Raw genomic sequence first — 23,102 nt, forward strand, 5'->3', positions numbered from 1 at the left:
ACTACAGCGCCAGGCCCAGGCGCTGCCGCAGCCGGAAGAAGTCATCCGACAGCGAGAAGGACAGCAGATCCCTCAGGTCGTCGCGCGCCTTGAGCGCCTGCATCACCGGATCCGCCGTGTCCACCTTCGAGTTGGACATGGATGGATCCTCGCGCAGCACCAGCCCCAGGCCCACGGCGATGTCGCCGCACATGAGCATGCCGGCCCGGTCCGCGGACAGCGAGAGCCCGTCGCTCAGCTTCTTCAGATCCGTCTTCGGATCGGTCGTGAGCGCCATGGCGGGCACCTCCAGCGCCTTGAGCGCCTTGCGCGAGTACAGCTTGCGCAGCTGCTTCACCATGTCCTCGTTCTTCCGGCCCAGCCCGGCGAACTGCGACGCGTGGATGCGGACGGAGTTGCCGAACAGGTCCGCCGTCTCGCCCTGGGAGAGCTTCGAGAGCACGGCCGTCTTGTTGAGCAGCCCCAGCACCGCGCGGCCGATGAGGAACTTCTGCTCGCGGGCGTTGAACTTGCGCACCACGTCCTGGCCCACGCACACCGACAGCGGCTCGGTCGTCTCCAGCGTCATCAGCCCGCGGCGGGACATGTAGACCTCGAACTCCTCCACGCCGAACACCTGGGCGACGGAGCGGATGGCCTTGAACACCGCCGAGTCCGGCTTGAGCTTGTCCGCCTTCTTGTCCACCCCGAGCATCTCGAACTGGGGCGGGTGCAGCTTGCCCAGCTGATCGCCGATGGCGCGCAGCACCTCGAGCAGCGGCCCGCGCGTGGCCGGGTGCAGCAGCATGCCGTCCAGGTCCGCCGCCGCCAGCTTGTCCTGGGCGTCCGTGGCCAGCCGCGCCTTGGCCTCGTTGTAGAAGACGACCTCCACCTCGTTGGCCGAGCGCAGGAACTGCAGCACCGATGCCGCGGCGAAGGCCTTGTCGTGCTGCTTGAGGCCCTCCCACAGCTTGAAGAGGGCGTGGAGGCTGTCCACCCGGGTGGGATCCAGCTTGAGCAGCTGGCGGTGCTCCTCGATGGCCATCGCCGTGGACGCGGAGTCGCGCGTGTACAGCTCCGCGAGCGCCGCGCGGGCCGGGATGTTCGTCGGCTCGTGCTCCAGCACCTGACGGAAGACGGCGGTGGCGCGCACCGGCTGATCCAGCTGACGGGCATACAGCTCCGCCAGCCGCATGCGCACGGACTGGGCCCGCTTCGGGTCCACCGAGGCCAGGGTGCCCACCTGCGCCTCCAGCATCTGCGCCAGCTCCGGCAGGTTGTGGGCGCGCTCGTACAGGGTGACGAGCCGGTCCACCAGCTCCGAGTCCCCGGGGATCAGCTCCAGCGCCTTGCGGTACAGCGCGGAGGCGCCCGCCGTGTCGCCCAGGCCCTCGTCATGGATGCGTGCCAGCTCCACGGTGTGGCGCGCCCGGTCCGCCGTCGTGAGGTCCAGCTCCAGCAGGCGCTTGAGGCAGTCCACCGCGCCGGACCAGTTGCGGCCCTGCGCGTGCAGGGTGGCGAGCCGATCCAGGGCCTCCTCGTTCCTCGGCATCGCGGCGAGCGCCGTCTGCAGGTGCGCGGAGGCGCGGCTCGGCTCGTTGAGGTGCGTCTGGTACAGGCCACCCAGGGTGAGGTGGTGCTGCGCGAGCAGGCGCGGATCGCCGCCCTGCTGCACGCGCTGGGCGAGCACCGCGGCGGCCTCGGCGTACTGCTGGCCCTCCAGCAGCAGCCGGCCCTTCAGCTCCAGGGCATCCGGGAAGTGGGGGATGGCGGCCAGCGCGCGCTCCACCAGCGACATGGCCTTGGCGCGATCGTTCAGCGCGGTGAGGCACAGCTTCGCGCCGCTGATGAAGGAGGCGGCGGCCGCGTTGAGATCCCGCTGGGCCAGCTTGGCCTCGCCTCGCCGCTCGTGCAGCGCGGCGAGATCCGAGGTGCCGCCGCGCTGGGCCAGCAGATCCTCCAGGCCCGAGGTGGCCACCGGGTTGAGGGGCTCCTTCTCCAGCGCCAGCCGGTAGAGGGCGGCGGCGCCGTCCAGATCGTTCAGGCGCGCGGAGGCGAGCTTCGCGGCGGCGATGAAGGCCTCCACGGCGCTGCGCGGATCGCGGCTGGCGCGGGCCTCGGCCTCCAGCGTGGCGCGGGCGCCCGCGGCGTTGCCCTGCTTGAGCTGCACGCGCCGCGAGCCCATGAGGGCGGGCAGGCACTGTGGCTGGCCCTCCAGGGCGGCCCGGTACAGCTGGCCTGCGCGCTCCAGGTCTCCCAGCTTGTGCTCGGCCAGATCGGCGCTGCGCAGCAGCAGCTCCACGCGCTCGATGGGCTCGGTCACCACCTCCAGGCGGCGGGTGTAGAGCCACGACAGGCCGGCGAAGTCCCCGGCCTGGCGCAGCGCGCGCTCCAGCGCGAAGGCCACGCGCACGTCCGAGGGGTCCTCCTGGAAGGCGAGCCGGTACTCATCCAGCGCGGCCTCGGCGGAGCCCTTGTCCTGATCGGCGGCGGCGGACAGGCGCAGCGCGGTGCGCAGGCGCGTCTCCGGCACGCGCTCGGAGAGGCGGAAGCGCAGCTCGGCGCGGCGCGGCTTGTCGCCGGCGCGGATGCGCTCGAGCATCTTCAGCGCGGTGAACTGGCCGGCATCCAGCTGGAGCACGGCCTCGCAGCACTGGGCGGCGCGGGCCGGCTCCTGGAAGCGATCCAGGTACAGGCGCGCCAGCTTGAGGTAGGCGGCCACCTTGGCGCCCGGCGTCTGGCCCACCTGCGTCTCGCGATCCAGGATGGCCACCAGCTCCTTGGTCTTGTCCTGGGTGGTGTAGAGCCGCTCCAGGGCGCGCAGCGAGGCGGCGTGGCCCGGCGTCACCTTGAGCACCTCCTGGTAGCCCTCGATGGCCAGCTCGGAGCGCTGCAGCTGGTCCTCCCAGATGGCGGCGGACTGGTAGAGGGCGTTGGCGCGCTCCACCGGATCGATGCGGTTGGCGGCCTCGGCGCGCAGCACCTCGATGAGCTTCTCCCAGTGGCCGTTGGCCCGGTAGATGCGGGCCAGCGCGCGCAGGGCGGGGAAGTAGCTGGGCGCCAGCGTCAGCGCCTCCTCGTAGGCGGCGATGGCCTCGTTCTGGCCCTTGAGGCGGTGCTCGTACAGCTCGCCGATCTTGAACTGCAGCGTGGCGGCCTGCTCGGTGGACGGAGAGATCTCCGCCTCCGCCCGGTACATCTTGATGAGCTCGGCCCAGCGGCCCTCCTGCGAGTACAGGCGGCCCAGCGCCTTGAGCGCGGGCAGGTACGAGGGGGACAGGGCCAGCACGCGCTCGTACACGGAGATGGCGCCCGGGCGATCCTTGAGGTTCTCGTCGAGGATCTCCGCGTTGCGGTGGTAGAGCGACAGCACCTGCTTGGTGTCACCCGCGAACGAGGCCTCCAGCTCCTGGGACTCGATGAGCTCGCGGTAGCGCCCGGCGCGCTCGTACAGCCGCGACAGGTTGCGGATGGTGGGCAGGTGGTCCGAGGCCAGATCGAGGATGCGCTTCATGCACTCGATGGCGTGCTCGAGATCGCCCAGGCGGTCCTCGTAGATGACCGCCATCTTGTTGAGCGTGGAGATGAGCTGATCGCGGTCGGCGGTCTGCAGCAGATCCTGCTCGTACATGCCCACCAGCTCGGCGAAGCGGCCCTGGCGCTCGTAGAGGCGGGAGAGGGCCTTCTGGGCGGGCAGGTAGCCCGGCTGGAGCTGGAGGCAGGCGTTGTAGCGGGAGATGGCGTCCTCCTGCCGGGCCAGCCGCTCCTCGAGCACCTCGGCCGCCTTGTACATGCGGGCGGCCTTCTGCCGGGCGTCCTCGGCGGCGGCGATCTCCGCGTCGAACACGGAGACCAGCCCCTCCCAGTTCTGCAGGCGGTGGTAGAGCTTGCCCAGGCCGGCCAGCGCGGGGCCGTGGCCGGGGATGCGCGAGAGGATGGCCTGGTAGCGGGAGACGGCGTCCTGCTCGCGCTTGAGGTCCTCCTCGTAGAGCGCGGCCAGGCGCAGGTTGATGGCCACCAGCTCGCTCTCGTCGGTGATGGAGCCCACCCACGCCAGGAGCACGTCCGACAGCTCCTCGTAGCGGCCCTGCGTCTCGTAGATGCCGGCCAGCTCGGACAGGACGAGCGGCTCGTTGGGGGTGACGCGGCGCGCGGCCAGCAGCGCGGCCAGGGCGTCATCCTTGCGGCCCATGCGCTCGTAGACCTTGGCGATCTGGAGGTACGCGGGCGTGGCCTGGGTGCCCAGCACGTGGGCCTCGGCGGCCAGGGCGGCCAGCAGCTCGTCGGCGCGGTTCTCGCGCTCGGCCAGGCGCTTCATGGCCGACAGCAGCAGCAGGTCCGAGCGGTCCAGCGCGAAGGCCTGGCGGAAGAAGGCGGCGGCGGCCTCGTGCTGCTTGAGGCGCTCCTCGAGCACCAGGCCCGCGGAGGTGAGGTAGTGGGCGCGCAGGGAGGGGTTCTCCAGCGTGCTGGCCAGCAGCCGATAGACTTCGATGAGGGACTCGTAGTCGTTGCGGGCCGCGTAGTGCGCCTCGAGCTGGGTGAGCAGCGCCACCTCGGTGGGCTTCAGCTCCAGGCACAGCTTCCAGGTGGCCTTGGCGTCCGCCTCGCGAGACAGGCGCTCCTCGAGGATGGTGGCCTTCTCGAAGAGGAGCGTGGCCTTCTGGCGGGTGTCCTCGGTGCCCCCCAGCTCCGCGTCCAGCAGCTGGATGACCATCTGCCAGTTGCCCACGTCCGCGAAGAGGCGGCGGGCGGCGCGGATGTTCACCAGGAACTTCGGCGCCAGCTTGTAGGCGTTCTGGAAGGCGACGGCCGCGTTGCGCGGGTTCTTGAGCGTCTCCTCCCAGACGAGGCCCAGCTCGTGGAAGAGGAGGGCGGCGGCCTGGGGATCGGTGGAGCTCACGGCGCGAGCTTCACGCTCGAGGGCGGCGATGCGCTCGCGGGCCTCATCCTCGGGAGTGCTGGCTGCGGGCAGGGCGCTCATGTTCTGGGCGAGGACCTCCGTCGCCGGCTTCGCGGGAACGGCTCCCGGCGCGGGGATGGAGAGAGAGGACGTGGTCCTCTTGAGATCGTTCTGCTCGCTCATGGGGAAGCAGGCTCCGGCAGAGGGGAAGTCGCGGGTGCGGCTCTGGCCGTCGGGTCGTAACACGTGCCTGCCCGGCCTCTCAAGTCCCCGACTTCCTTGGTAAAAACGGGGGTTGCTTCCTGAGGAGGCAGGGGGGCTCCGGGCTTGGGGTGGGCGCCGCGGCGCGCTACGGTCCCCGAGTGCCCGCTCCGCTCTCACGACGAGACGTTTTCCGCGTTGGCCTGATTGGCTACGGCCTGTCTGGAGCCAGCTTCCATGCCCCACTGCTGGCCATGGAACCGGCCCTCTGCCTGAGTGGTATTGCCACCCGTAGCGCCGAGGCGGTGGCCCGGGACTGGCCGGGGGCGCGCGTCCTGTCCGTGGATGCGCTGCTGGCGGACCCGACGCTCGACCTGGTCATCGTCGCCTCGCCCAACGACAGCCACGCGGCGCTGGCGGAGCGGGCGCTGCTGGGGGGCAAGCACGTCGTCGTGGAGAAGCCCTTCACGCTGGACTCGGCGGAGGCGGTGAGGCTGGGGGCGCTGGCCCGGGAGCGAGGCCGCTGTCTGGCCGTCTTCCACAACCGGCGCTGGGACGGGGACTTCCTGACGGTGCGCCAGCTGATCGAGCAGGGCCGCCTGGGGCGCCTCTACAGCTTCGAGAGCCACTTCGATCGCTTCCGGCCGCAGGTGAAGAAGCGCTGGAAGGAGGAGGACGTGCCGGGCGGAGGGACGCTGTGGGATCTGGGCGCCCACCTGGTGGATCAGGCGCTGCAGCTCTTCGGAATGCCCGAGTCCATCAGCGCCGATCTCGGCCGGCAGCGGCCCGAGGCGCGGGCGGTGGACTGGTTCCACCTGCTGCTGCGCTACGGCGAGCTGCGCGTCATCCTGCGCTCGGGCTCGGTGGTGCATGAGCCGTGGCCGCGCTTCGTGCTGCAGGGCGAGGCGGACGCCTATCTCAAGCACGGGCTGGATCCGCAGGAGGAGCAGCTCAAGGCCGGCCTGAGACCGGGCATGGCGGGGTGGGGCGCCGAGCCGGCGGAGCGGCACGGACGGCTGAGCCGCGGCGTGAGCGTGCCGACGGTGCCGGGCCGCTACGAGGAGTTCTACCGCCAGCTCGTCGCCGCCATGTCGGGAGAGGGGCCGGTACCGGTGACGGCCGAGAGCGCGGGTCAGGTGATCCGAGTGCTGGAGGCGGCGCGGCGCAGCGCCTCCGAGGGGCGGAGCATTTCATTCGCTTGAGGTGACAGCCGCGCGGAGCGGCGGTGTTCCAGGGTGTGCTCGAACACAGGAGCTGCCCATGCACCGCGGACATACCCTCTCACGCAGGCGGACGGTCTACTGCTGCACATTGCTGCTCGGCGTCGGCCTGCTGGTCTCGGGTTGCGATGGCGACAAGCCCGCCTCCGAGCCACCCAAGGATCCCTACGCCGAGCTGAAGACGGAGGTCAGCCAGCTCATCGAGTCTGGCATGGCGAGGGACCAGATCCGCGGGCTGAGCATCGCGCTCGTGGATGACCAGGAGGTGGTGTGGGCCCAGGGCTTCGGCCTGGCCGATCAGGGCGCGCAGCGTCCCGCCACCTCCGAGACCGCCTATGAGATTGGCTCGGTCAGCAAGGTCTTCACCGCCACGGCGGTGATGCAGCAGGTGGAGCGAGGCCGGCTCGCGCTGGACAGGCCCATCCAGGAGTTCATCCCGGGCTTCACCCTCCAGTCGCGCTTCCAGGACAGCGGCCCCATCACCCTGCGCCATCTGCTGACGCACCACGCGGGGATTCCCGAGCAGTACGTCGGGGCATTCACGCCGAGGGCGTTGTCGCTGCCGGAGCGGATGGAGCTGCTCCGGGAGGAGCACCAGGCCTATCCGGTGGGCAAGCTGTGGGCCTACTCCAACACCGGCATCGTGATCGCTGGCCGGGCGCTGGAGACGGCCTCGGGCATGGAGTTCACCGCCGCGATGAAGCAGCACGTGCTGGGCCCGCTGGGCATGAGCCAGTCCTCGTTCCGACTGGAGCCCCACATGATGCCAGCCATGTCGGTGGGCTATGGGGCTCTGGCTCCCAGCGATGCTCCGCCGCACTGGCTGGATGGGGAAGGCCCCGCGGGCAGCCTGCGCGGCTCGGTGCTGGACGTGAGCCGCTTCATCCAGATGCTGCTGGCGGACGGCAGGGCGGGGGAGACGACGATCCTGCAGCCAGCGACTCTGCGGGAGATGTGGAGGCAGCAGAACGTCGGCGTTCCGCTGGACCTGGACACTCGCGTCGGCATCACCTGGTTCCTGGCCGACATGCCGCTGACCAACGGCCAGTCCGCGCGGCTCGTGCATCACGGTGGCGCGACGCTGTACTTCCGCTCCATGCTGGCGCTGCTGCCCGAGCACAAGCTGGGTGTGGTGGTGCTCGGGAACACCGACACCTCCGCCGAGCTCGTGCCCTTCATTGCCCAGGAGGTGCTCGCTCGGGCCCTGAAGGCGAAGACGGGGCTGGAGGTGGCTGCCCCGGCGCAGGAGCCCCAGGTGCAGCCAGTCTCCCGGCCGGTGGAGGAGCTCCGGGCACTGGAGGGCGTGTACGCCACGGACCTGGGCCCGATGAAGGTGGCCGTGGAGAACGGAGAGCTGGCCGGCCACCTCGCGGGTCTCCGGGTCGTCCTGGTGCCTCACCAGCAGGGCCTCTTCAAGACCGAGCTCCTGGGCACGCCCATGTGGCTCGTGTTCGATCGCATCGACGGCCATGACGTCGTCCTGCTCCCCCAGGGCCCCGAACCCATGTGGAGCGGCCGCCAGTTCCTGGGCGAGCGCGTCACCTCCTCCGAGGTGCCGGAGTCCTGGAAGAGCCGGTTGGGCCAGTACAGCCTGCCGCGGGACGCCCCCCGGGAGTTCTTCGAGAGTGCCGAGCTGAGCCTGTCCGAGGGCTTCCTCGTCCTGGAGATCTACAGCGGGATGCTGGGGGCCAGCCTCTCCATGCTGCTGAGGCCAGACGGCGAGGATCGCGCCATCGTGCTCGGGCTGGGCCGCGGCAAGGGTGAGGTCGTGCGCTTCGAGCGAGAGGGAGACGCGCGGTTCGTGATCACCAAGGGCGTCCGCATGCAACTGAAGCCGTAGATGCAGAGGGTTTCCAGTCCTGACTCCATTTGCTTTCACCCCTATCCGCGCAGCGCGGAGAGGAGAGGTCCTGCCATGATGAATCGTTCCCTGGGTGTCTTGCTTCTCGGTTCCCTGCTGGCTCTTGGATGCGACGGAACGGATGGCCCGCCTGCATCCGCGGATCCGTGCGCCGCCCTGTCCACCGAGATGCGAGAGCGGATTGATCCGTTCGTCACCGAGCGCATGGAGAAAGGACACATCGCTGGGCTCTCGCTCGTCATCCACCAGGGCGGCCAGCCTGTGTGCATCAAGAGCTACGGCCTGGCCAGCGTGGAGAAGAACCAGGCGATGACTCCGAGGACGCGGATATCCATCGGCTCCACGACCAAGGCGATGACGGCCCTGGCGCTCATGCAGCAGGTGGAGGCGGGGGCCGTGGAGCTGACTGCTCCCGTGACGCGCTACCTGCCCTGGTTCCGCACCGCGGACGGACTCCAGGATCAGATCCGCGTCGAGCACCTGCTGTCACACACCTCGGGTCTGCCCAACAGCATGGTCTGGGATGGCGACCATGATGAGACGGCCCTCGAGCGCTCGGTGCGCGCTCTCGCCGATGTGAAGCTCCGCTTCGCGCCAGGCGAGAGCGAGGCGTACTCCAACGAGGGCTTCGCGGTGGCCGGGCTCATCGTCCAGACGGTGGCGAACAAGCCCTTCGAGCAATACATGGCCGACGCCCTCTTCGAGCCGATGGGCATGAGCCGCACCCTCATGGGGGCGGCCCCCGCGCAGGATGAAGACGTGGCCCAGGGCTACACGTGGACGCGGAGCCAGCGGCGCGCGATGGCCCCGCCCTGGTCGAGGGCGCAGGTGCCCGCGGGCGCGTCGACCTTCACCACCGCCGAGGATCTGTCCCGCTACTTCTCGGTCCTGCTCGCCCGGGGCGACGCGCCCGGCGGCCGGGTGCTCTCCGCGCAGGGCCTGGAGCGGATGTGGCAGCCCGTGGTGGTTCCCACCAGCGGGATGGGCTGGGTCCTCTCCTCGGAGTTCGGCCGCCAGGTGGTGTCCCATGGAGGCAACACCATCATCAGCAGCTCCCACTTCCGGCTGTTTCCCTCCGAGGGAATGGCCGTGGGGGTGATGAGCAACCTCAACACGGTGGTCACGGAGGAGGTGTCCCTGGGCGTCGCCGCGCTGCTGTTCGGACAGGAGCCCGCGCCGGCCTCTCCGTCGAGGGACCGGGCGCCCAGCACCTTCGTGCCGGACACCTCCGTGTGGAAGGACTACGTGGGCACCTACGAAACGTCGCTGGTCGGCGCGGTGACCGTCTCCGCGGGGGAGGGCCGTCTGTGGATGACCGTCCAGATGGCCAGGCCCGCCGTGCGTGGAGAGCTGGAGGCCTACGGTGACAACGAGTTCGTCGAGCGGGATGACCTGGGCCTGCTCGAGGGCATGAACGTGAGCTTCCAGCGCGAGTCGGACGGCGGGATGCTCCTGCTCCTCGACGGCTACCCCATCGGCAAGCGCGTGCCCTGAGTCAGGTTCCGGGCTCCTGGGGGGCTGTCGGAGCCGTCTGGTCTCCACCGGTGGGCAGGGTGATGCGGAAGGTGGAGCCACGGCCTACCTCGCTCTCCACCTCGAGGGTGCCCCCCAGGGAGAGGATGATGGTGCGGCACACCGACAGCCCCAGTCCGGTGCCCATGCCCACGGGCTTCGTCGTGAAGAACGGCTCGAAGATGCGCTCCAGGTTCTCCGGAGGAATGCCGCTCCCCGTGTCGCTCACCACCACGATGACGCTCTTGCTGCCGCTGGCGCGCACCAGCACCCGCACCTCGTTCTCTTCCGCCCGTCCCGGTTCGATGGCATGCGCGGCATTGATCAGCAGGTTGAGCACCACCTGTCCCAGTCGTGGACCGTTGCCCTGGATCGTGGGCACCTCCTGGAAGTCCTCCACCACTCGCGCGCGACCCCGCAGCTCCTGCGAGGCAATCCGGAGCGAGCCCTGGACCACGGTTCTCAGATCGACCGGGCCCAGCGTCAGCTCGTCCGGTCGGGACAGGGTCTTCAGCTCCTGCACGATGTCGCGGACACGCTCGGCACCATCGCGCGCGTCGTTCACGGCCGTCAGCATCTCCTCCCGCTCTGGCAGGCGGGCCGCCTCCTCCCGGCCGAGCTCTCGCTGGATGAAGCGGAGGTTGCTGAGGATGTAGGAGAGCGGGTTGTTGATTTCGTGGCCCACGCCCGCCGCGAGCCGGCCCACGGCGGCCATCCGGTCCGCGAACAGGAGCTGGGATTGGGTCAGGCGCAGCTGCTGCAGGCTCTCCTCGAGCTGGTGGTTGGCTGTCTCCAGCTCGGCGGTGCGCGCACGCACCGTCTCCTCCAGCATGGCGCTGTAGCGGCGGGCCTCCCGCTCGGAGGCCTCGGCCTCGGCTTCGAGCAGGCGCTGCTTCTCCTGAAGGGTGCCACGCAGCTCGCTGGCCATGCGATTCATGGCCTGCGCCAGCAGCCCCAGCTCGTCATTACCCCTGGCCGGCAAGGCCACCTCGAAGTCGCCCCGGCCGACGCCCTCCGCCGTGGTTCGGAGGGTTCGCAGCGAGCTCCGCAGAGGCAGGAGGATGAAGAGTGCCAGTGCGATGTTGAGCACGATGGAGCCCAGGGCCACGACCTTCGTGAGGAGCACCAGGCGGGCCATGTTCAGGTCCCATCGGCGCTGCATCCACTCCAGCTCTTCTCGCTCCGCCGCCTCGATGGAGGTCATTCGCTGGCCGACCTCCTTCTCGTAGTCCTGGTAGAACCCCCACTCCTCCTCGGGCGGGAGGGGCTTCCTCCCGGAGTCCTGGCGCACCTTCTCCTCGGTGCGCTCCATCCAGCGCAGCAGCGCCTGGATGATCTGATTGAACTCTTCGTCTTCCCGGGCGCGGGGCTTGAACTCTCCCATGCCGTTGATCTCTTCCTCCTCCTGCTCCAGGTTCAGGCTGAGCTGCGTCTGCTCCGCGAGCACCCGCGTCGCGCGCTCCTGCAAGAGCGCGGTCGTGTCCTGCCCTTGCTCTCGCAAGCGGCTCAGCGCGTTGAGGAAGGGCCAGATGCCAGCCTTCAGTCGGGACAGGCTCTCGAGCTGATTCTGAGAGGCAATCACTCGCTCGCGGATCTGCCGATCCATCCGCGTGGTGTAGAGAGCGGTGCCCGCCAGGATGGCGGTGATGCCAATCGCTACCACCGCGAACAGCAGAATCCTTCCGTTGACAGACATGCCCCCTCCGGCTGCCGATTATCCATCTCCAAGGGAAAATCGATTCCCAGACAAGCTGACAGGGAGCTGCAGGGATGGAGGTCGGACTCTTCCCGACCTGTGGGGTTACCTACGTCAGGTCCCCGGCATGTGACGCGGCAGGTCGCCAAAGCACTTGACGGATGTTCAGGTGTTCGGCTACTCCGCTGCTGCTTCGCGAGAGGCAGCTACACGCACTGGTCCACGCCGCAGAGGAGAGAAGACATGGTCAAGCCGATTCCCGATGGGTACCACTCGGTGACGCCGTACTTGATTGTGAAGGGGGGCGCTCGCGCGCTGGAGTTCTACAAGAAGGCCTTCAACGCCACGGAGATCTACCGGATGGAGGCCCCGGGGGGGATCCTCGGCCACGCGGAGATCCAGATCGGCGACTCGCGCATCATGCTCTCTGACGAGTTCCCCGAGATGGACGCTCGCGGCCCCGAGTCGCTCGGAGGCTCACCCGTGGGGCTCTGCATCTACGTCGAGGACGTGGACGCCCTCTTCAAGCAGGCCATCGCCGCGGGCGGCAAGGAGGAGCGTCCGGTGAAGGATCAGTTCTACGGGGACCGCTCCGGCACGCTGCGCGATCCATTTGGTCACAAGTGGACCATCGCCACGCACAAGGAAGACATCTCTCCGGAGGAGATGACGCGGCGGATGGCCCAGATGGGGTAGCAGCGCGCCGCGCGTCAGCCCGCCCTCTGAAGGAGAGGGCGGGGTTGGCCTTCACGGGTGAAGCGTGCGCCCGGCTCAGCCGCGGGCGATGGCGTCCTCGACGTAGCGGATGCCCTTGGCGGTGATCGTCTTGCCCTTCTTCGTCTCCGAGGCATAGCCGGTGTGGATGCGCAGCGCCTTGGCGGCGTTGGGCGCCGCGTACGACACGCCCAGCTTGCTCCAGAAGCGCGAGGTGGTCCCGGACGTCACCTCCACGCCCAGCGAGCGCGCCAGGTAGAGCGGGATGAGCGAGCGCAGCAGCTGATCCTTCTGCTGACCGGCCGAGACGATGTCCTTCTGCTGCGGGTGGTTCTGCAGCGCGTCCACCAGCTGCTTCACGGCCTCCGCGGTGGCGGCCCTGCTGGCGCCGTTGCGCTTCGTCGCGGCGCCGCGCTTGGTGGCGGCCTTCTTGGCCGCGGGCCTGGCGGCGCGCTTTGGCGCCTTGGCGCGCGTGGGACGGGCAGTCTTCTTGCTCTGGGCTTGCTTCTTGGTGGGCATGATGGGCTCTGTGGGAGGGGACAGGGGACTCTCACTGCGGACTGCGGCTTGACCAACCAGCGGCTCGTCGCCCCGAGCACGCCGCAGGAGCGCTCGCATCAAGCCCACCCACTGGGTGAGGCCCACGCGCTCGAGCAACGAATCCAACCACCCGGAACTGAAGAACACCCGACGAGGCCTCCTGGAAGACGGCGGGAAGGTACTAAGCTCTGCCAGGGATGATCCAGCGTCTCGACCGTATCAGGTAGGGTGGATCATACCCACAGTGGCTGGATCAGGGGCCGATCCGGCGGGATCAGCCCCATTCAGAGCTCAGATCCGGCTGAAGGCCCAGCTCAGCGCGCGGCCGCCCGCGTAGGGCATGACGCCATGGAAGGCGCGCGGATCCGCGTCGAACACCAGCGGCAGGAAGTGCCGATCCCCTTCCCACAGGGGCAGGCTCATGATGTCCTTCACTGGCACCCAGGACAGCTCGCCCTCGGCGTTGCGCTCGAGCGGCGTGCCGGTGAAGCGGTCGATGAGGAAGACGAAGCCCAGCCAGTCCTCGCCCTTGGGACCGAAGCCGGGCCAGCTGATCGTGCCGCGCAGCCTCAGGTCCACGCACTCGATGCCGGCCTCCTCGCGGATCTCCCGGCGCATGCAGGCGACGACGTCCTCGTCCGGCTGCATCTTTCCGCCCAGGCCATTGTACTTGCCCAGGTGCGCGTCGTCCGGACGCGCGTTGCGGTGGATGAGCAGCACCCGCGCCCCGTCCGGGGACATCACGTAGCCGAGGGTGCCGATGATGGGGGTGTAGGGCATGGCCCCCGATGCATATCAGGCCCCCTGCACGCTGGTGAGTCCCGCGGTCTGCGGCGCGAAGAGGGCCATCTCCTCGTGCTCGATGTCGAGCAGCACCGCCGTGGCCATGGCCTGCACCACTTCGCTCAGCCGCCGCGAGGCGTGGATGTTGTCCACGCGCTCCAGGAAGTGGGCGAGCAGCTCGCGCTGGTGGCCATGGTGGTGCTTGAACTCGTCGAGGTGGCGCGCCCAGTGCGGACTGCCGCCTCGGCTGAGGTCGGCCAGGTGCTTCTCCTCGGTCACCATGTGGTGCACCAGCGCGTCCGACAGATTATGGGCCGCCTCGCGAAGGGCCGGCTCCTGCGAGAGATCGTGCGTGGCCACCTTCTCGGCCAGATCGGTGACGAGCTCCAGCAGGGTGCGCAGCGTGTTGTGCTCCGCGAGCAGCTCCTTCTTGATCGCCTCCACCTTCATGGTCCTCTCCGGTTCTCGAGTCTCTGGCTCGGTTCGAAGAGCAGGGATTGCAAGGGACAGGCCACGAGGGAGCGCGCGTGGAGGCGGAGGCGCGCGGCGAAAATTCTGCGGGGGCTCGCGGTGCGGCTGCGTATCTTGCGGGGCAGCCAAGGAGGAAACGTGGGAGCTGGCCGGCTGGTCGGAGTGATGCTCGCGGTGGCGGGGGCGGTGGTGCTGTGGATGGGATTGAAGGCGAAGGACTCGCTGGCGGAGCGGGCGAGCGAGGCGCTCACCGGGCGCTACAGCGAGCGCACCACGCTCTACCTGGCGGGTGGGGGCGCGGCGGTGGCCGGCGGCGTGCTGCTGATGCTGTTGGGCGGCGGCGGGCGGCGGCGGCGGTAGGCCCGCGTCGGCTGGCGGGCACAGGGGACGGGCTTGGGTTGACGCCCTTTCCGCCCTGCCAGTAGACCGGACCCATGAAAGGTCACGCTCGCAACATGATGACCGCGCCGGTGGTCTCGGTCGGTCCGGAGGCCTCGCTGGCCGAGATCGCTCGCTGTCTCGCGGCCGCGCGGATTGGCGGTGTGCCGGTGGTGGGAGAGGGAGGCCGCGTCGAGGGCTTCGTCAGCGAGAGCGATCTGCTGGATGCGCTGCTCGCGGACCGGGATCCCGCGACGCGGGCCTCGGATCTGATGACGCGCTCCATCCACTCGGTGAACGAGTTCGATCGCACCGAGGAGGTGATGAGCCTGCTGCGCCAGCATCGCATCCACCACCTGCCTGTCCTGCGGGGCGGGCAGCTCGTGGGGATGATCACCCCGTCCGACGTGGTGCGCTTCATGGTCGAAGAGGTGCTGTCGAAGCCGCCAGAGATCGGCTGAGCCAAAGGCAGAGTAGGGGAAGCTGCCTTTCTGTAGGTGTGGCTGATTCGACAGTGCTGGGGTCCCTCCAGGCGTCTCTCATCCACCCCTGGAGCTCCCGAATGGTGAAGCGAATCGTGCCAGCGCTCGTGTCCTTCCTGATCGTCGCCTGTGGCGACGACAAGGAGTGCAAGCTGGATGATCCGGAGTCGTGCTCGGACAACCTGGTCTGCGAGAAGGTGCGGGGCCAGGAGCAGGCGATGTGCTTCGCGCCGATGCAGGTGGAGGGCAAGGTGTTCGACCTGGCCTCTGGCGCCGCGGTGGCGAACGCGGAGGTGACGGCGCTGGATGCGAACGGCGCGCCGGTCTCGGGCGTCGCGGTGAGCGGCACGGATGGTCGGTACTCGCTGCGCATCCCCACGGAGCGCTCGGATGACAAGGGGACGCCGGTGCCCGCGCGGCTGACGCTGCGGGCCGGGGCGCGCAACTACCAGCCGTTCCCCTCGGGCCTGCGCGTGGCGCTGCCCATCGACACCGCGGCCGCCGCGAGCTCTGGCGAGGAGGAGCCGTGGGTGTTCGCCTCGGCGCAGACGGACGTGGGGCTGATCGGCCTGCCGACGACGGAGCAGGGCCGCCCCGCCGTGTCCGGCACGGTGGAGCTGGCGACGGGCAGGTCCGCGCTCGTGGTCGTCGAGGGCAACGGCCGGGCGTACTCGGCCGTGGCGGACACCTCGGGCAAGTGGAAGGTGTTCAACGTGGAGCCGGGCGGCGGGTACAGGGCCCAGGCGTACGTGAAGGGCTCCAACTACACGGCGGCGGACTTCGCCGTGCAGTCCGGGGCGGAGACCACCGGCGTGGCCATCCGCAGGGCGGGGGACTCGAACGCGACGCTGAGCGGCAGCGTGCAGCTGGTGGCGGGCGCCAACGGGGCGGGCACCAGCGTGGTGATGGTGGTGGAGAGCACCTTCAATGAGGCGCTCATCCGCGGCGAGGTGCCGCCAGGGCTGCGCTCGCCGGAGCCGGGCATCGCGCCGACCGTCACGGGGGCGTTCTCCATCACCGGCGTTCCGGACGGGAAGTACGTGGTGCTGGCGGCCTTCGAGAATGACGGCAACGTGCGTGATCCGGACCCCAACATCTCCGGCACGCAGATCTCCCGGCTCACCGTGGCCAATGGCACCCCCAGCCTGAGCCCTGCCTTCAAGGTGACGGGTGCCATCCAGATGGTGGGGCCGGGGGCGGGGGAGGCCAGCGAGGCGGTGACGGGGACGCCGAAGTTCTCCTGGAAGCCGTACTCCAGCGCCAAGTCCTACGAGCTGCGCGTGTTCGACTCGCAGGGCACGAAGGTGTGGGAGAACCTCACCGTGTCTCCCGACCTGCGTAACAGCGCGGGCGATGTCGAGCTGCCCTATGGAGGGCCGGCGCTGACCCCGGGCCTCATCTATCAGTGGCGCGCCACCGCGAAGGGCAACGCGGGCAACCCCATCTCCAATACCGAGGAGCTGCGCGGTCTGTTCTCCGTGCAGTAGGGCTGGCACCCGAGGAGGCACCGGCAACAAGGTTGCGAAGAGCGTTGAGACGGCGCGCCGGCTTTGACATGGTCCGGCCCCATGAAGCGCTGCCTGCTGCCCTTCCTTGCCCTGATTTCGTGTGCCACCCCGTCCACCACCGGCCCCGCGTCGGAGTCCGCCCCTGCGGGGGACGCTGCCGGGCTGAAGGGGACCCTGCTGCCCGAGGAGGTCCGGCTGGCCGATCTGCGCCAGCTCAGCTCCGGCGGAGAGACCGCCGAGGCCTACTGGTCCTTCGACGGCAAGCAGCTCTCCTTCCAGGCCCGGTACGAGGGCATGGGGTGCGACCGCATCTACCGCACGACGGTGGACCCTGCGACCCCGTCCCCGGCCGTGCTCCCCGTGTCGAGCGGCAAGGGCGCCACCACGTGCGCCCACTTCCTGCCCGGGGACCAGGAGATCATCTACGCCTCCACCCACCTGGGCGGAGAGGCGTGCCCGCCGCGGCCCGATCACTCGAAGGGCTACGTGTGGGCCCTCTATGACAGCTACGACATCTTCAAGGTGAACGCCGATGGCAGCGGGCTGACGCGGCTGACGGACGCGCCGGGCTACGACGCCGAGGGCACCGTCTGTGGCAAGGACGGCTCCATCCTCTTCACCTCGGTGCGGGACGGCGACATCGAGCTGTACCGCATGGACAGGGATGGCAAGAACGTGCGCCGGTTGACGCAGTCGCCCGGGTACGACGGTGGCGCCTTCTTCAACGCCGACTGCTCGAAGATCGTCTGGCGCGCCTCGCGGCCCAAGCCCGGCAAGGAGCTCGAGGACTACCAAGGCCTGCTCAAGGAAGGGCTGGTGCGGCCCACGAAGCTGGAGCTGTTCGTGGCCAACGCGGACGGCACGGAGGCCCGGCAGATCACCTGGCTCAACGCGGCCTCGTTCGCCCCGTTCTTCCACCCCAACGGCAAGCGCATTCTCTTCTCGTCCAACCACGGCGACCCCAAGGGCCGTGAGTTCGACATCTGGGCGGTGAACATCGACGGCTCCAACCTGGAGCGCATCACCTACGCCAAGGGCTTCGACGGCTTCCCCATGTTCTCGCCCGACGGCAAGTGGCTCGCGTTCTCGAGCAACCGCGCCACGGCCGAGGGGAAGACCGACACCAACCTCTTCGTCGCGCGCTGGGTGGAGGACGCGAAGCCGGCCGCTCCCGCCTCCGAGTCCGCCGCGGATCGGATCCAGAAGGACGTGACGTTCCTCGCCGCGCCCGAGCAGGAAGGCCGCGGCATCGGCACCCCGGGCCTCGAGACTGCGGGCAAGCACATCGAGGCCCGCTTCCAGGGGCTCGGCCTGAAGCCCGCGGGGGACGGCGGCTCGTTCCGCCAGGCGTTCCCGGTGACCACGGCGGTGAAGGTCGGCCCGAAGACCCAGGTGAAGCTCGGCGGGACGGTGGTGCCCGCGGATGCGTACACGGTGCTCGGGTTCTCCGCGCAGTCCGCGGCCCAGGGCCCGCTGGCGCTCGCCGGCTACGGCATCGTCGAGCCGTCCCTCAAGGTGGACGACTACGCGAAGCTGAACGTGAAGGGGAAGATCGTGGTGGTGCGGCGCTTCGTGCCGGACTCGCCGACTTTCTCCGAGACGGACAAGCAGCGCCGCTACGGAGACCTGCGCCACAAGGCCTGGACGGCCCGCGAGCGCGGCGCGAAGGCGGTCATCTTCGTCGACTGGCCCGAGGCGCCCAACCCGCCGGTGCAGGGCTGGCAGATGCCTCCCGAGGCGGCGCTGCCCACGCTCGCTCCCGAGGGCGTGGGGGACGCCGGCATCCCGGTGATCATGGTGAAGCGCGCGGCCCTGGAGCCGCTGATGGGCCAGCTCACCGCGGGCAAGCGCGTCGACGCGAGCGTCGAGGTGCAGCTCGACTTCGAGAAGAGCGACGCGTTCAACGTCGCCGGCCTGCTCGAGGCGGGGCAGGGGAAGCTGCCGGGCACCCTCGTCATCGGCGCCCACTACGATCACCTGGGCTACGGCGGGCGCTACTCGCTCACGCCGGACAAGCACGTGCCCCACGTCGGCGCGGATGACAATGCCTCCGGTGTCGCCGGGCTGCTCGAGATCGCCCGCACCCTGGCCGCGAACCGCGCGCAGCTCCAGCGTGACGTGCTCTTCCTGGCCTTCTCCGGCGAGGAGACGGGAGTGCTCGGGTCGACGCACTTCACGCGCCTGCGCGGGGATGGGGGCATGAAGGAGATCGCCGCCATGCTGAACCTGGACATGGTCGGCCGGCTGAGGTCGAGCGGCCTGGCGGTGCTCGGCGCCGAGTCGGCCACCGAGTGGGCGCCCATCGTTGCCGCCGCCTGCGAGAAGGCCCGCGTCCAGTGCACCACCAGCGGCGACGGCTACGGCCCGAGCGACCACTCGCCGTTCTACGCCGCGGGCGTGCCCGTGCTGCACTTCTTCACCGGCGCGCACTCGGACTACCACAAGGCCTCGGACACGGCGGAGACCATCAACGCCGCCGGCACCGCGCAGGTGGCCAGCATCGTCTCGGCCGTCGCCATGGGGCTCGACGGGAAGACGACGCTCACCTACCGCAAGGTGCCCTCGCCCACGCCGCGCGGCGACATGCGCAGCTTCAACGCCTCGCTCGGCACCGTGCCGGACTACGCGGGCCCGCCCAACGGGCTGAAGGGGATGTTGCTGGCGGGCGTGCGCGCCGGGGGCGCCGCGGAGAAGGCCGGCATGCAGCGCGGGGATGTCATCGTGCGGCTCGGCAAGCACCCGATCGGCAGCGTCGAGGACCTCATGTTCGTGCTCAACAGCTCGAAGCCCGGTGAGACGGTGTCCGCCGTGGTGGTTCGGGAGGGCAAGGAGGTCCAGCTCGAGGTGACCTTCCAGGAGAGCAAGCGGCCCCGGTGAGCCGGGCTGGAGCCCCCGCCCCTGATCGGGTAGGATGAAAGACTACTGCGAGGAAGCCCATGGCGAATTCACGGAAACCCCCATCCAACACGCGCGCGGAGAAGGTCTACACCGCGCTCGGCGGCGATGACGAGTTCAGCGTGTTCTCCGTGGACCCCGAGGCTCGCAAGCCCAAGGTCGAGCTGGGGCTCAAGGACAACGAGAAGGCGGTGGCCACGCCGCTGTCGCGCTCCATCGTCCGCCTGTTCCGCAAGATCTTCGGCGAGTAGCAGGGCCAGAGGGACTGCAAGACAGTCCCAGCTTGATTTCGCAATCAATCCGACTTCACTCCAGGTATGATCGTTGGGTCTCCAAGTGAGACGATCCCCCCAACGCAAACCCAGGAGCAGTCGCATGAGAGCACTTCGGATGGCGCTTGCAGCGCTGGTTGCCGGAACCTTCGGGCTCAGCCTCGAGGCTCGGGCTGGAGCAGCCAGGACCACATACCCGGTGGTGTTTGCCCATGGAATGGGTGGCTTCGACAACCTCCTGGGCATGGAGTACTGGGGCGACGACTACGGCACCTTCGTGGGAGATGCGTGCTCGCTGCTGGAGGTCGGCTGTAACGAGGACATCGCCAGCGACCAGAAGGCCTATGTCGCCCAGGTGCAGGCGTTCCAGTCCTCCGAGGTCCGCGGCCTGGATCTGGCCAACGACATCGAGGGCTTCATGGCCACCGCCGGAGCCTCCAACGTCAACCTCATCGGGCACTCGCAGGGCGGCATCGACATCCGCAAGGCCGCGCGCGTGCTCTACGAGCGCCGGGGACGCACGGTGGTCAAGGTGCTCGTCAGCGTGTCCTCGCCGCACCGGGGCTCGCCGGTGGCCAAGTACATCCTCGATCTGAAGCCCGGCGTGACGAGCGTCATCGCCGCGCTGGCCACCTACTACGGCAACGTCATCTACCAGTCGGGCAATGACGCCTACGCGGGCGCCAAGCAGCTCGTCTACAACGATTACGACGCCAACGACGGCAAGGTGACGGGCATGAAGGCGTTCAACGCCGCCTACCCGGTGGACTCGCGCTATGCCGCGCGCTACGCCTCGCTGATCACCGCGCAGAACGGGGTGAGCGTGAACCCCGCGCTCTACCTGCTGAGCGAGTTCTTCTTCGACATCGACGGCGACGGCTCCTGCACGGAGGACTGCGACAACGACGGGGCCTGGGGCAAGGGCGACGGCGTGCGCAACGAGTCGGATGACGACGGGCTGGTGGGCATCAACTCCCAGCAGATGGGCTACCGGCTGAAGTACACCGAGTCCCTGCTCGGCTTCGACTCGGTGTCGACGGATGCGGATCGCGGCCACGTGAGCAACCTGAACGCTCCCAGCGCCACGCAGGCGACCTCCACGGCGGCCGTCATCAACCAGGACCACATGGACGTGGTGGGGCTGGGGCCGGACACCTTCGACGAGCCGGAGTTCTACGCCGCCATCATCGACTACATCGCCTCCTACGACTGAGGCTCACACCTGCCCCTCTCGCTCCCGTGCGCGGGGGCGGGAGGGTGGCTTTCCGTTTCGATCGCCTCTTCCTAGAGTGGAGCCTGTGGGAGCCAGGAGTCCGCTTCCTGGCCCTGGACCCTCGGGAGCAGGTGGATGAGCGCCTCGCGCATCGCGTTCGCATGGCTGGTGTGGGGGGCGCTCGGCTTCGGGCTCGAGGCTCACGCGGGCGCGGCCAGGACGGCCCACCCGGTGGTGTTCGCCCACGGCATGGGGGGCTTCGACAACATCCTGGGCTTCGACTACTGGGGTGACGACTACGGCACCTTCGTCGGGGACCCGTGCAACGGCTTCGTGGAGCTGACGTGCAACCGCCACCTCGATGACAGGCAGCGGGCCTTCGTGGCGCGGGTGCAGGCCTTCGAGTCCTCCGAGGTTCGCGGCCTGGACCTGGCCAACGACATCGAGAGCCTGATGGCCACCATGGGCACGGACGCCGTGAACATCATCGGGCACTCGCAGGGTGGCATCGATGCCCGCAAGGCCGCGCGCGTGCTGTACGAGCGCGCTGGGAACACGGTGATCAAGGTGCTCGTCAGCGTGTCCTCGCCGCACCGGGGATCGCCGGTGGCCCGGTACATCCTGAACCAGGGGCCCGGCGTCACGAGCGTCGCCGAGACGCTGGCCAGGTACTTCGGCGACACGGTCTCCGAGCCAGGCAATGACGCCACGGCCGGAGCGCTGCAGCTCGTCTACGGCGACTACGATCCGGAGGACGGGAAGGTGACGGGCATGAAGGCGTTCAACGCCGCCTATCCGGTGGACGGACGCCACGCCGAGCGCTATGCCTCGGTGGTCACCGCGCAGGATGGGCTGAACGTGAACCCCGCGCTCTACCTGCTGGGCAGCGTCCTCTTCGACATCGACGGCGACGGCTACTGCACCAACGACTGCGGCCCGGACGGCATCTCCGGGAGCGGGGATGGCCGCAACGACGAAACGGACGATGACGGGATGGTGGGCATCAACTCCCAGCAGATGGGCTATCGGCTGTCCTATGAGTCGCGGCTGCTCGGCTTCGATCGGTTGTACCTGGACACGGAGCTCGGTCCGGTGCACGACCTGGAGGCGCCCACCTACGAGCAGGCCGCCTCCTCGAGGAGTGTCCTGCCCCAGGATCACATGGACGTCATCGGCGTGGGCCCGGACACCTTCGACGAGATGGAGTTCTACGCCACCATCATCCACTCCATGGCCCGCTTCGACCGGGGCCCCCGGCCCATCGTCCGGATCTTCAACGTGAGGCTGCCGAGCCAGGAGCCCCCGGGCCCGCCCCGCCTGGGCCCGTGACACGGCGGCGGATTCCCCGAGCATGTCGCCCTCCGACCAAGAGCCGTTGCCCTTCCCGAGCAGCCTCTGCCACCGCTGCGCCGCTCCGCCGCGGTATGTGCGGACGAAGAGCTCCACCTTCCTCCTCTGCCCGCTGCTGCCCCAGAAGTACCCGCCCCAGCCGGTGCACGCCTGCGCGCTGTTCCGTCCGGCGGAACCGAAAGAGGGGGGTTGACCCTCACGCAACGTGAGGCCCTATCTCTTCGCGTGGAGGTGAGGACGATGTCCTTGACTGTGAGCCAGGTCGCCCGGCTGGCGGGCGTCAGTGTGCGGACGTTGCACCACTACGACGAGATCGACCTGCTGCGGCCCACGGGCCGGAGCGAGGCCGGTTATCGGCTCTACGAGCAGACGGATCTCCAGCGGCTGCAGCAGGTGCTCTTCTTCAAGGAGCTCGGCTTTCCGCTGGAGGAGATCACTCGCATCCTCAAGGACCCGGCCTTCGACCTCCGAGCTGCGCTGCTGATGCAGCGACAGCTGCTCACCGAGAGAGCCACCCGCGTGAAGGCGCTCATTGGAGCGGTGGATGCGGCGCTCGAGTCGCTCGAGAAAGGAACGGTCATGACGAAGGAAGAGATGTTCGAGGTGTTCGGGGACTTCGATCCCGCGAAGTACGAGGACGAGGCCCGCGAGCGCTGGGGCAACACCGAGGCCTACAAGGAGTCCGCCCGGAGGACCTCGCGCTACACGAAGAAGGACTGGCAGCAGATCAAGGCCGAGGGCGAGGAGATCATGCGCGCGCTGGTCGCGCACCTGGACGCCGGGCGCGCCCCCACGGAACCGGCGGTGATGGAGGTGGCCGAGCGGCACCGCGCCTACATCACGAAGTGGTTCTACCCGTGCTCCCACGAGATCCACCGAGGGCTGGGCGAGCTCTACGTGAACGATCCGCGGTTCACGGCGAACATCGACAAGGATCGGCCGGGGCTCGCGCAGTACACCCGGGACGTGTTCCTGGCCAACGCCGAGCGCGCCTCCCGCTCGTAGGAAACGCCGCGACCCCTCCTTCGCGCCAGGCGAGGGAGGGGCCGGGGTGGGGTGAGGCCTACCGGTCGATCAGACGTTGCCGGTGGTGCCCTTGAGGAGCGCCTGAGCGTCGAACACGGGCA

General features: G+C 69.1%; 17 protein-coding genes. 12 read left to right on the forward strand and 5 right to left on the reverse strand.

Features of this window, described 5'->3' with window-relative positions:
• Window position 1: 1 nt before the first annotated feature.
• Window positions 2-5,062 (reverse strand): tetratricopeptide repeat protein, encoded by a 5,061-nt coding sequence (locus tag KY572_RS44640; RefSeq protein WP_224249898.1) that lies wholly within the window; start codon window positions 5,060-5,062, stop codon window positions 2-4.
• Between the two features lie 179 nt (window positions 5,063-5,241).
• Here KY572_RS44640 and KY572_RS44645 point away from each other — a divergent pair, with 179 nt between their 5' ends.
• The 3 genes from KY572_RS44645 (at window position 5,242) to KY572_RS44655 (ending at window position 9,655) form a co-directional block, all read left to right on the forward strand.
• Complete coding sequence (locus KY572_RS44645) at window positions 5,242-6,282, forward strand: oxidoreductase (RefSeq protein WP_224249918.1); 1,041 nt, start codon at window positions 5,242-5,244, stop codon at window positions 6,280-6,282.
• A 58-nt stretch (window positions 6,283-6,340) separates the two neighbouring features.
• Window positions 6,341-8,140: a serine hydrolase domain-containing protein gene (locus KY572_RS44650; RefSeq protein ID WP_224249899.1), complete on the forward strand. Its 1,800-nt coding sequence runs from the start codon at window positions 6,341-6,343 to the stop codon at window positions 8,138-8,140.
• Window positions 8,141-8,215: 75 nt separating this feature from the next.
• On the forward strand, window positions 8,216-9,655 hold the full coding sequence (locus KY572_RS44655; protein WP_224249900.1) for a serine hydrolase: 1,440 nt from the start codon (window positions 8,216-8,218) through the stop codon (window positions 9,653-9,655).
• Window position 9,656: 1 nt separating this feature from the next.
• Here KY572_RS44655 and KY572_RS44660 read toward each other — a convergent pair whose 3' ends face one another.
• Window positions 9,657-11,369: a sensor histidine kinase gene (locus KY572_RS44660; RefSeq protein WP_224249901.1), complete on the reverse strand. Its 1,713-nt coding sequence runs from the start codon at window positions 11,367-11,369 to the stop codon at window positions 9,657-9,659.
• A 243-nt stretch (window positions 11,370-11,612) separates the two neighbouring features.
• On the opposite strand from KY572_RS44660, the gene KY572_RS44665 reads away from it, so the two are divergent.
• Entirely contained in the window at window positions 11,613-12,065 is a 453-nt protein-coding gene (locus KY572_RS44665) for a VOC family protein (RefSeq protein WP_224249902.1), read from the forward strand.
• Window positions 12,066-12,140: 75 nt separating this feature from the next.
• Here the strand turns inward: KY572_RS44665 and KY572_RS44670 are convergent, their stop codons facing one another.
• The 3 genes from KY572_RS44670 to KY572_RS44680 all read right to left on the reverse strand — a co-directional run bounded on the left by KY572_RS44670 (window position 12,141) and on the right by KY572_RS44680 (window position 13,856).
• A complete protein-coding gene (locus KY572_RS44670) occupies window positions 12,141-12,602 on the reverse strand; it encodes a hypothetical protein (RefSeq protein WP_224249903.1) in 462 nt (153 codons plus the stop codon).
• A 312-nt stretch (window positions 12,603-12,914) separates the two neighbouring features.
• Complete coding sequence (locus KY572_RS44675) at window positions 12,915-13,403, reverse strand: NUDIX hydrolase (RefSeq protein WP_224249904.1); 489 nt, start codon at window positions 13,401-13,403, stop codon at window positions 12,915-12,917.
• A 15-nt stretch (window positions 13,404-13,418) separates the two neighbouring features.
• On the reverse strand, window positions 13,419-13,856 hold the full coding sequence (locus KY572_RS44680) for a hemerythrin domain-containing protein (protein ID WP_224249905.1): 438 nt from the start codon (window positions 13,854-13,856) through the stop codon (window positions 13,419-13,421).
• 159 nt (window positions 13,857-14,015) lie between these two features.
• Between KY572_RS44680 and KY572_RS44685 the strand changes: the two genes are divergently transcribed.
• From KY572_RS44685 to KY572_RS44720, 8 genes are all read left to right on the forward strand, one after another.
• Window positions 14,016-14,237: a DUF3185 family protein gene (locus KY572_RS44685; RefSeq protein ID WP_224249906.1), complete on the forward strand. Its 222-nt coding sequence runs from the start codon at window positions 14,016-14,018 to the stop codon at window positions 14,235-14,237.
• 74 nt (window positions 14,238-14,311) lie between these two features.
• Window positions 14,312-14,716: a CBS domain-containing protein gene (locus tag KY572_RS44690; protein WP_224249907.1), complete on the forward strand. Its 405-nt coding sequence runs from the start codon at window positions 14,312-14,314 to the stop codon at window positions 14,714-14,716.
• Between the two features lie 101 nt (window positions 14,717-14,817).
• Window positions 14,818-16,224, forward strand: coding sequence for a carboxypeptidase-like regulatory domain-containing protein (locus KY572_RS44695; protein WP_224249908.1), 1,407 nt, complete (start codon window positions 14,818-14,820; stop codon window positions 16,222-16,224).
• Between the two features lie 81 nt (window positions 16,225-16,305).
• Window positions 16,306-19,122: a M20/M25/M40 family metallo-hydrolase gene (locus tag KY572_RS44700; protein WP_224249909.1), complete on the forward strand. Its 2,817-nt coding sequence runs from the start codon at window positions 16,306-16,308 to the stop codon at window positions 19,120-19,122.
• A 59-nt stretch (window positions 19,123-19,181) separates the two neighbouring features.
• Window positions 19,182-19,391, forward strand: a complete 210-nt coding sequence (locus KY572_RS44705) for a hypothetical protein (protein WP_224249910.1) — start codon at window positions 19,182-19,184, stop codon at window positions 19,389-19,391.
• A 124-nt stretch (window positions 19,392-19,515) separates the two neighbouring features.
• Window positions 19,516-20,625, forward strand: a complete 1,110-nt coding sequence (locus KY572_RS44710; protein WP_224249911.1) for an esterase/lipase family protein — start codon at window positions 19,516-19,518, stop codon at window positions 20,623-20,625.
• A gap of 135 nt (window positions 20,626-20,760) precedes the next feature.
• Window positions 20,761-21,954 (forward strand): esterase/lipase family protein, encoded by a 1,194-nt coding sequence (locus tag KY572_RS44715; protein WP_224249912.1) that lies wholly within the window; start codon window positions 20,761-20,763, stop codon window positions 21,952-21,954.
• Between the two features lie 261 nt (window positions 21,955-22,215).
• The gene (locus KY572_RS44720; RefSeq protein ID WP_224249913.1) at window positions 22,216-22,980 is read left to right on the forward strand and encodes a MerR family transcriptional regulator; all 765 of its coding nucleotides are present in this window, start codon (window positions 22,216-22,218) and stop codon (window positions 22,978-22,980) included.
• Window positions 22,981-23,102: the final 122 nt, after the last annotated feature.

This window comes from Hyalangium gracile, from assembly GCF_020103725.1.
GTDB classification, from domain to species: Bacteria; Myxococcota; Myxococcia; order Myxococcales; family Myxococcaceae; genus Hyalangium; species Hyalangium gracile.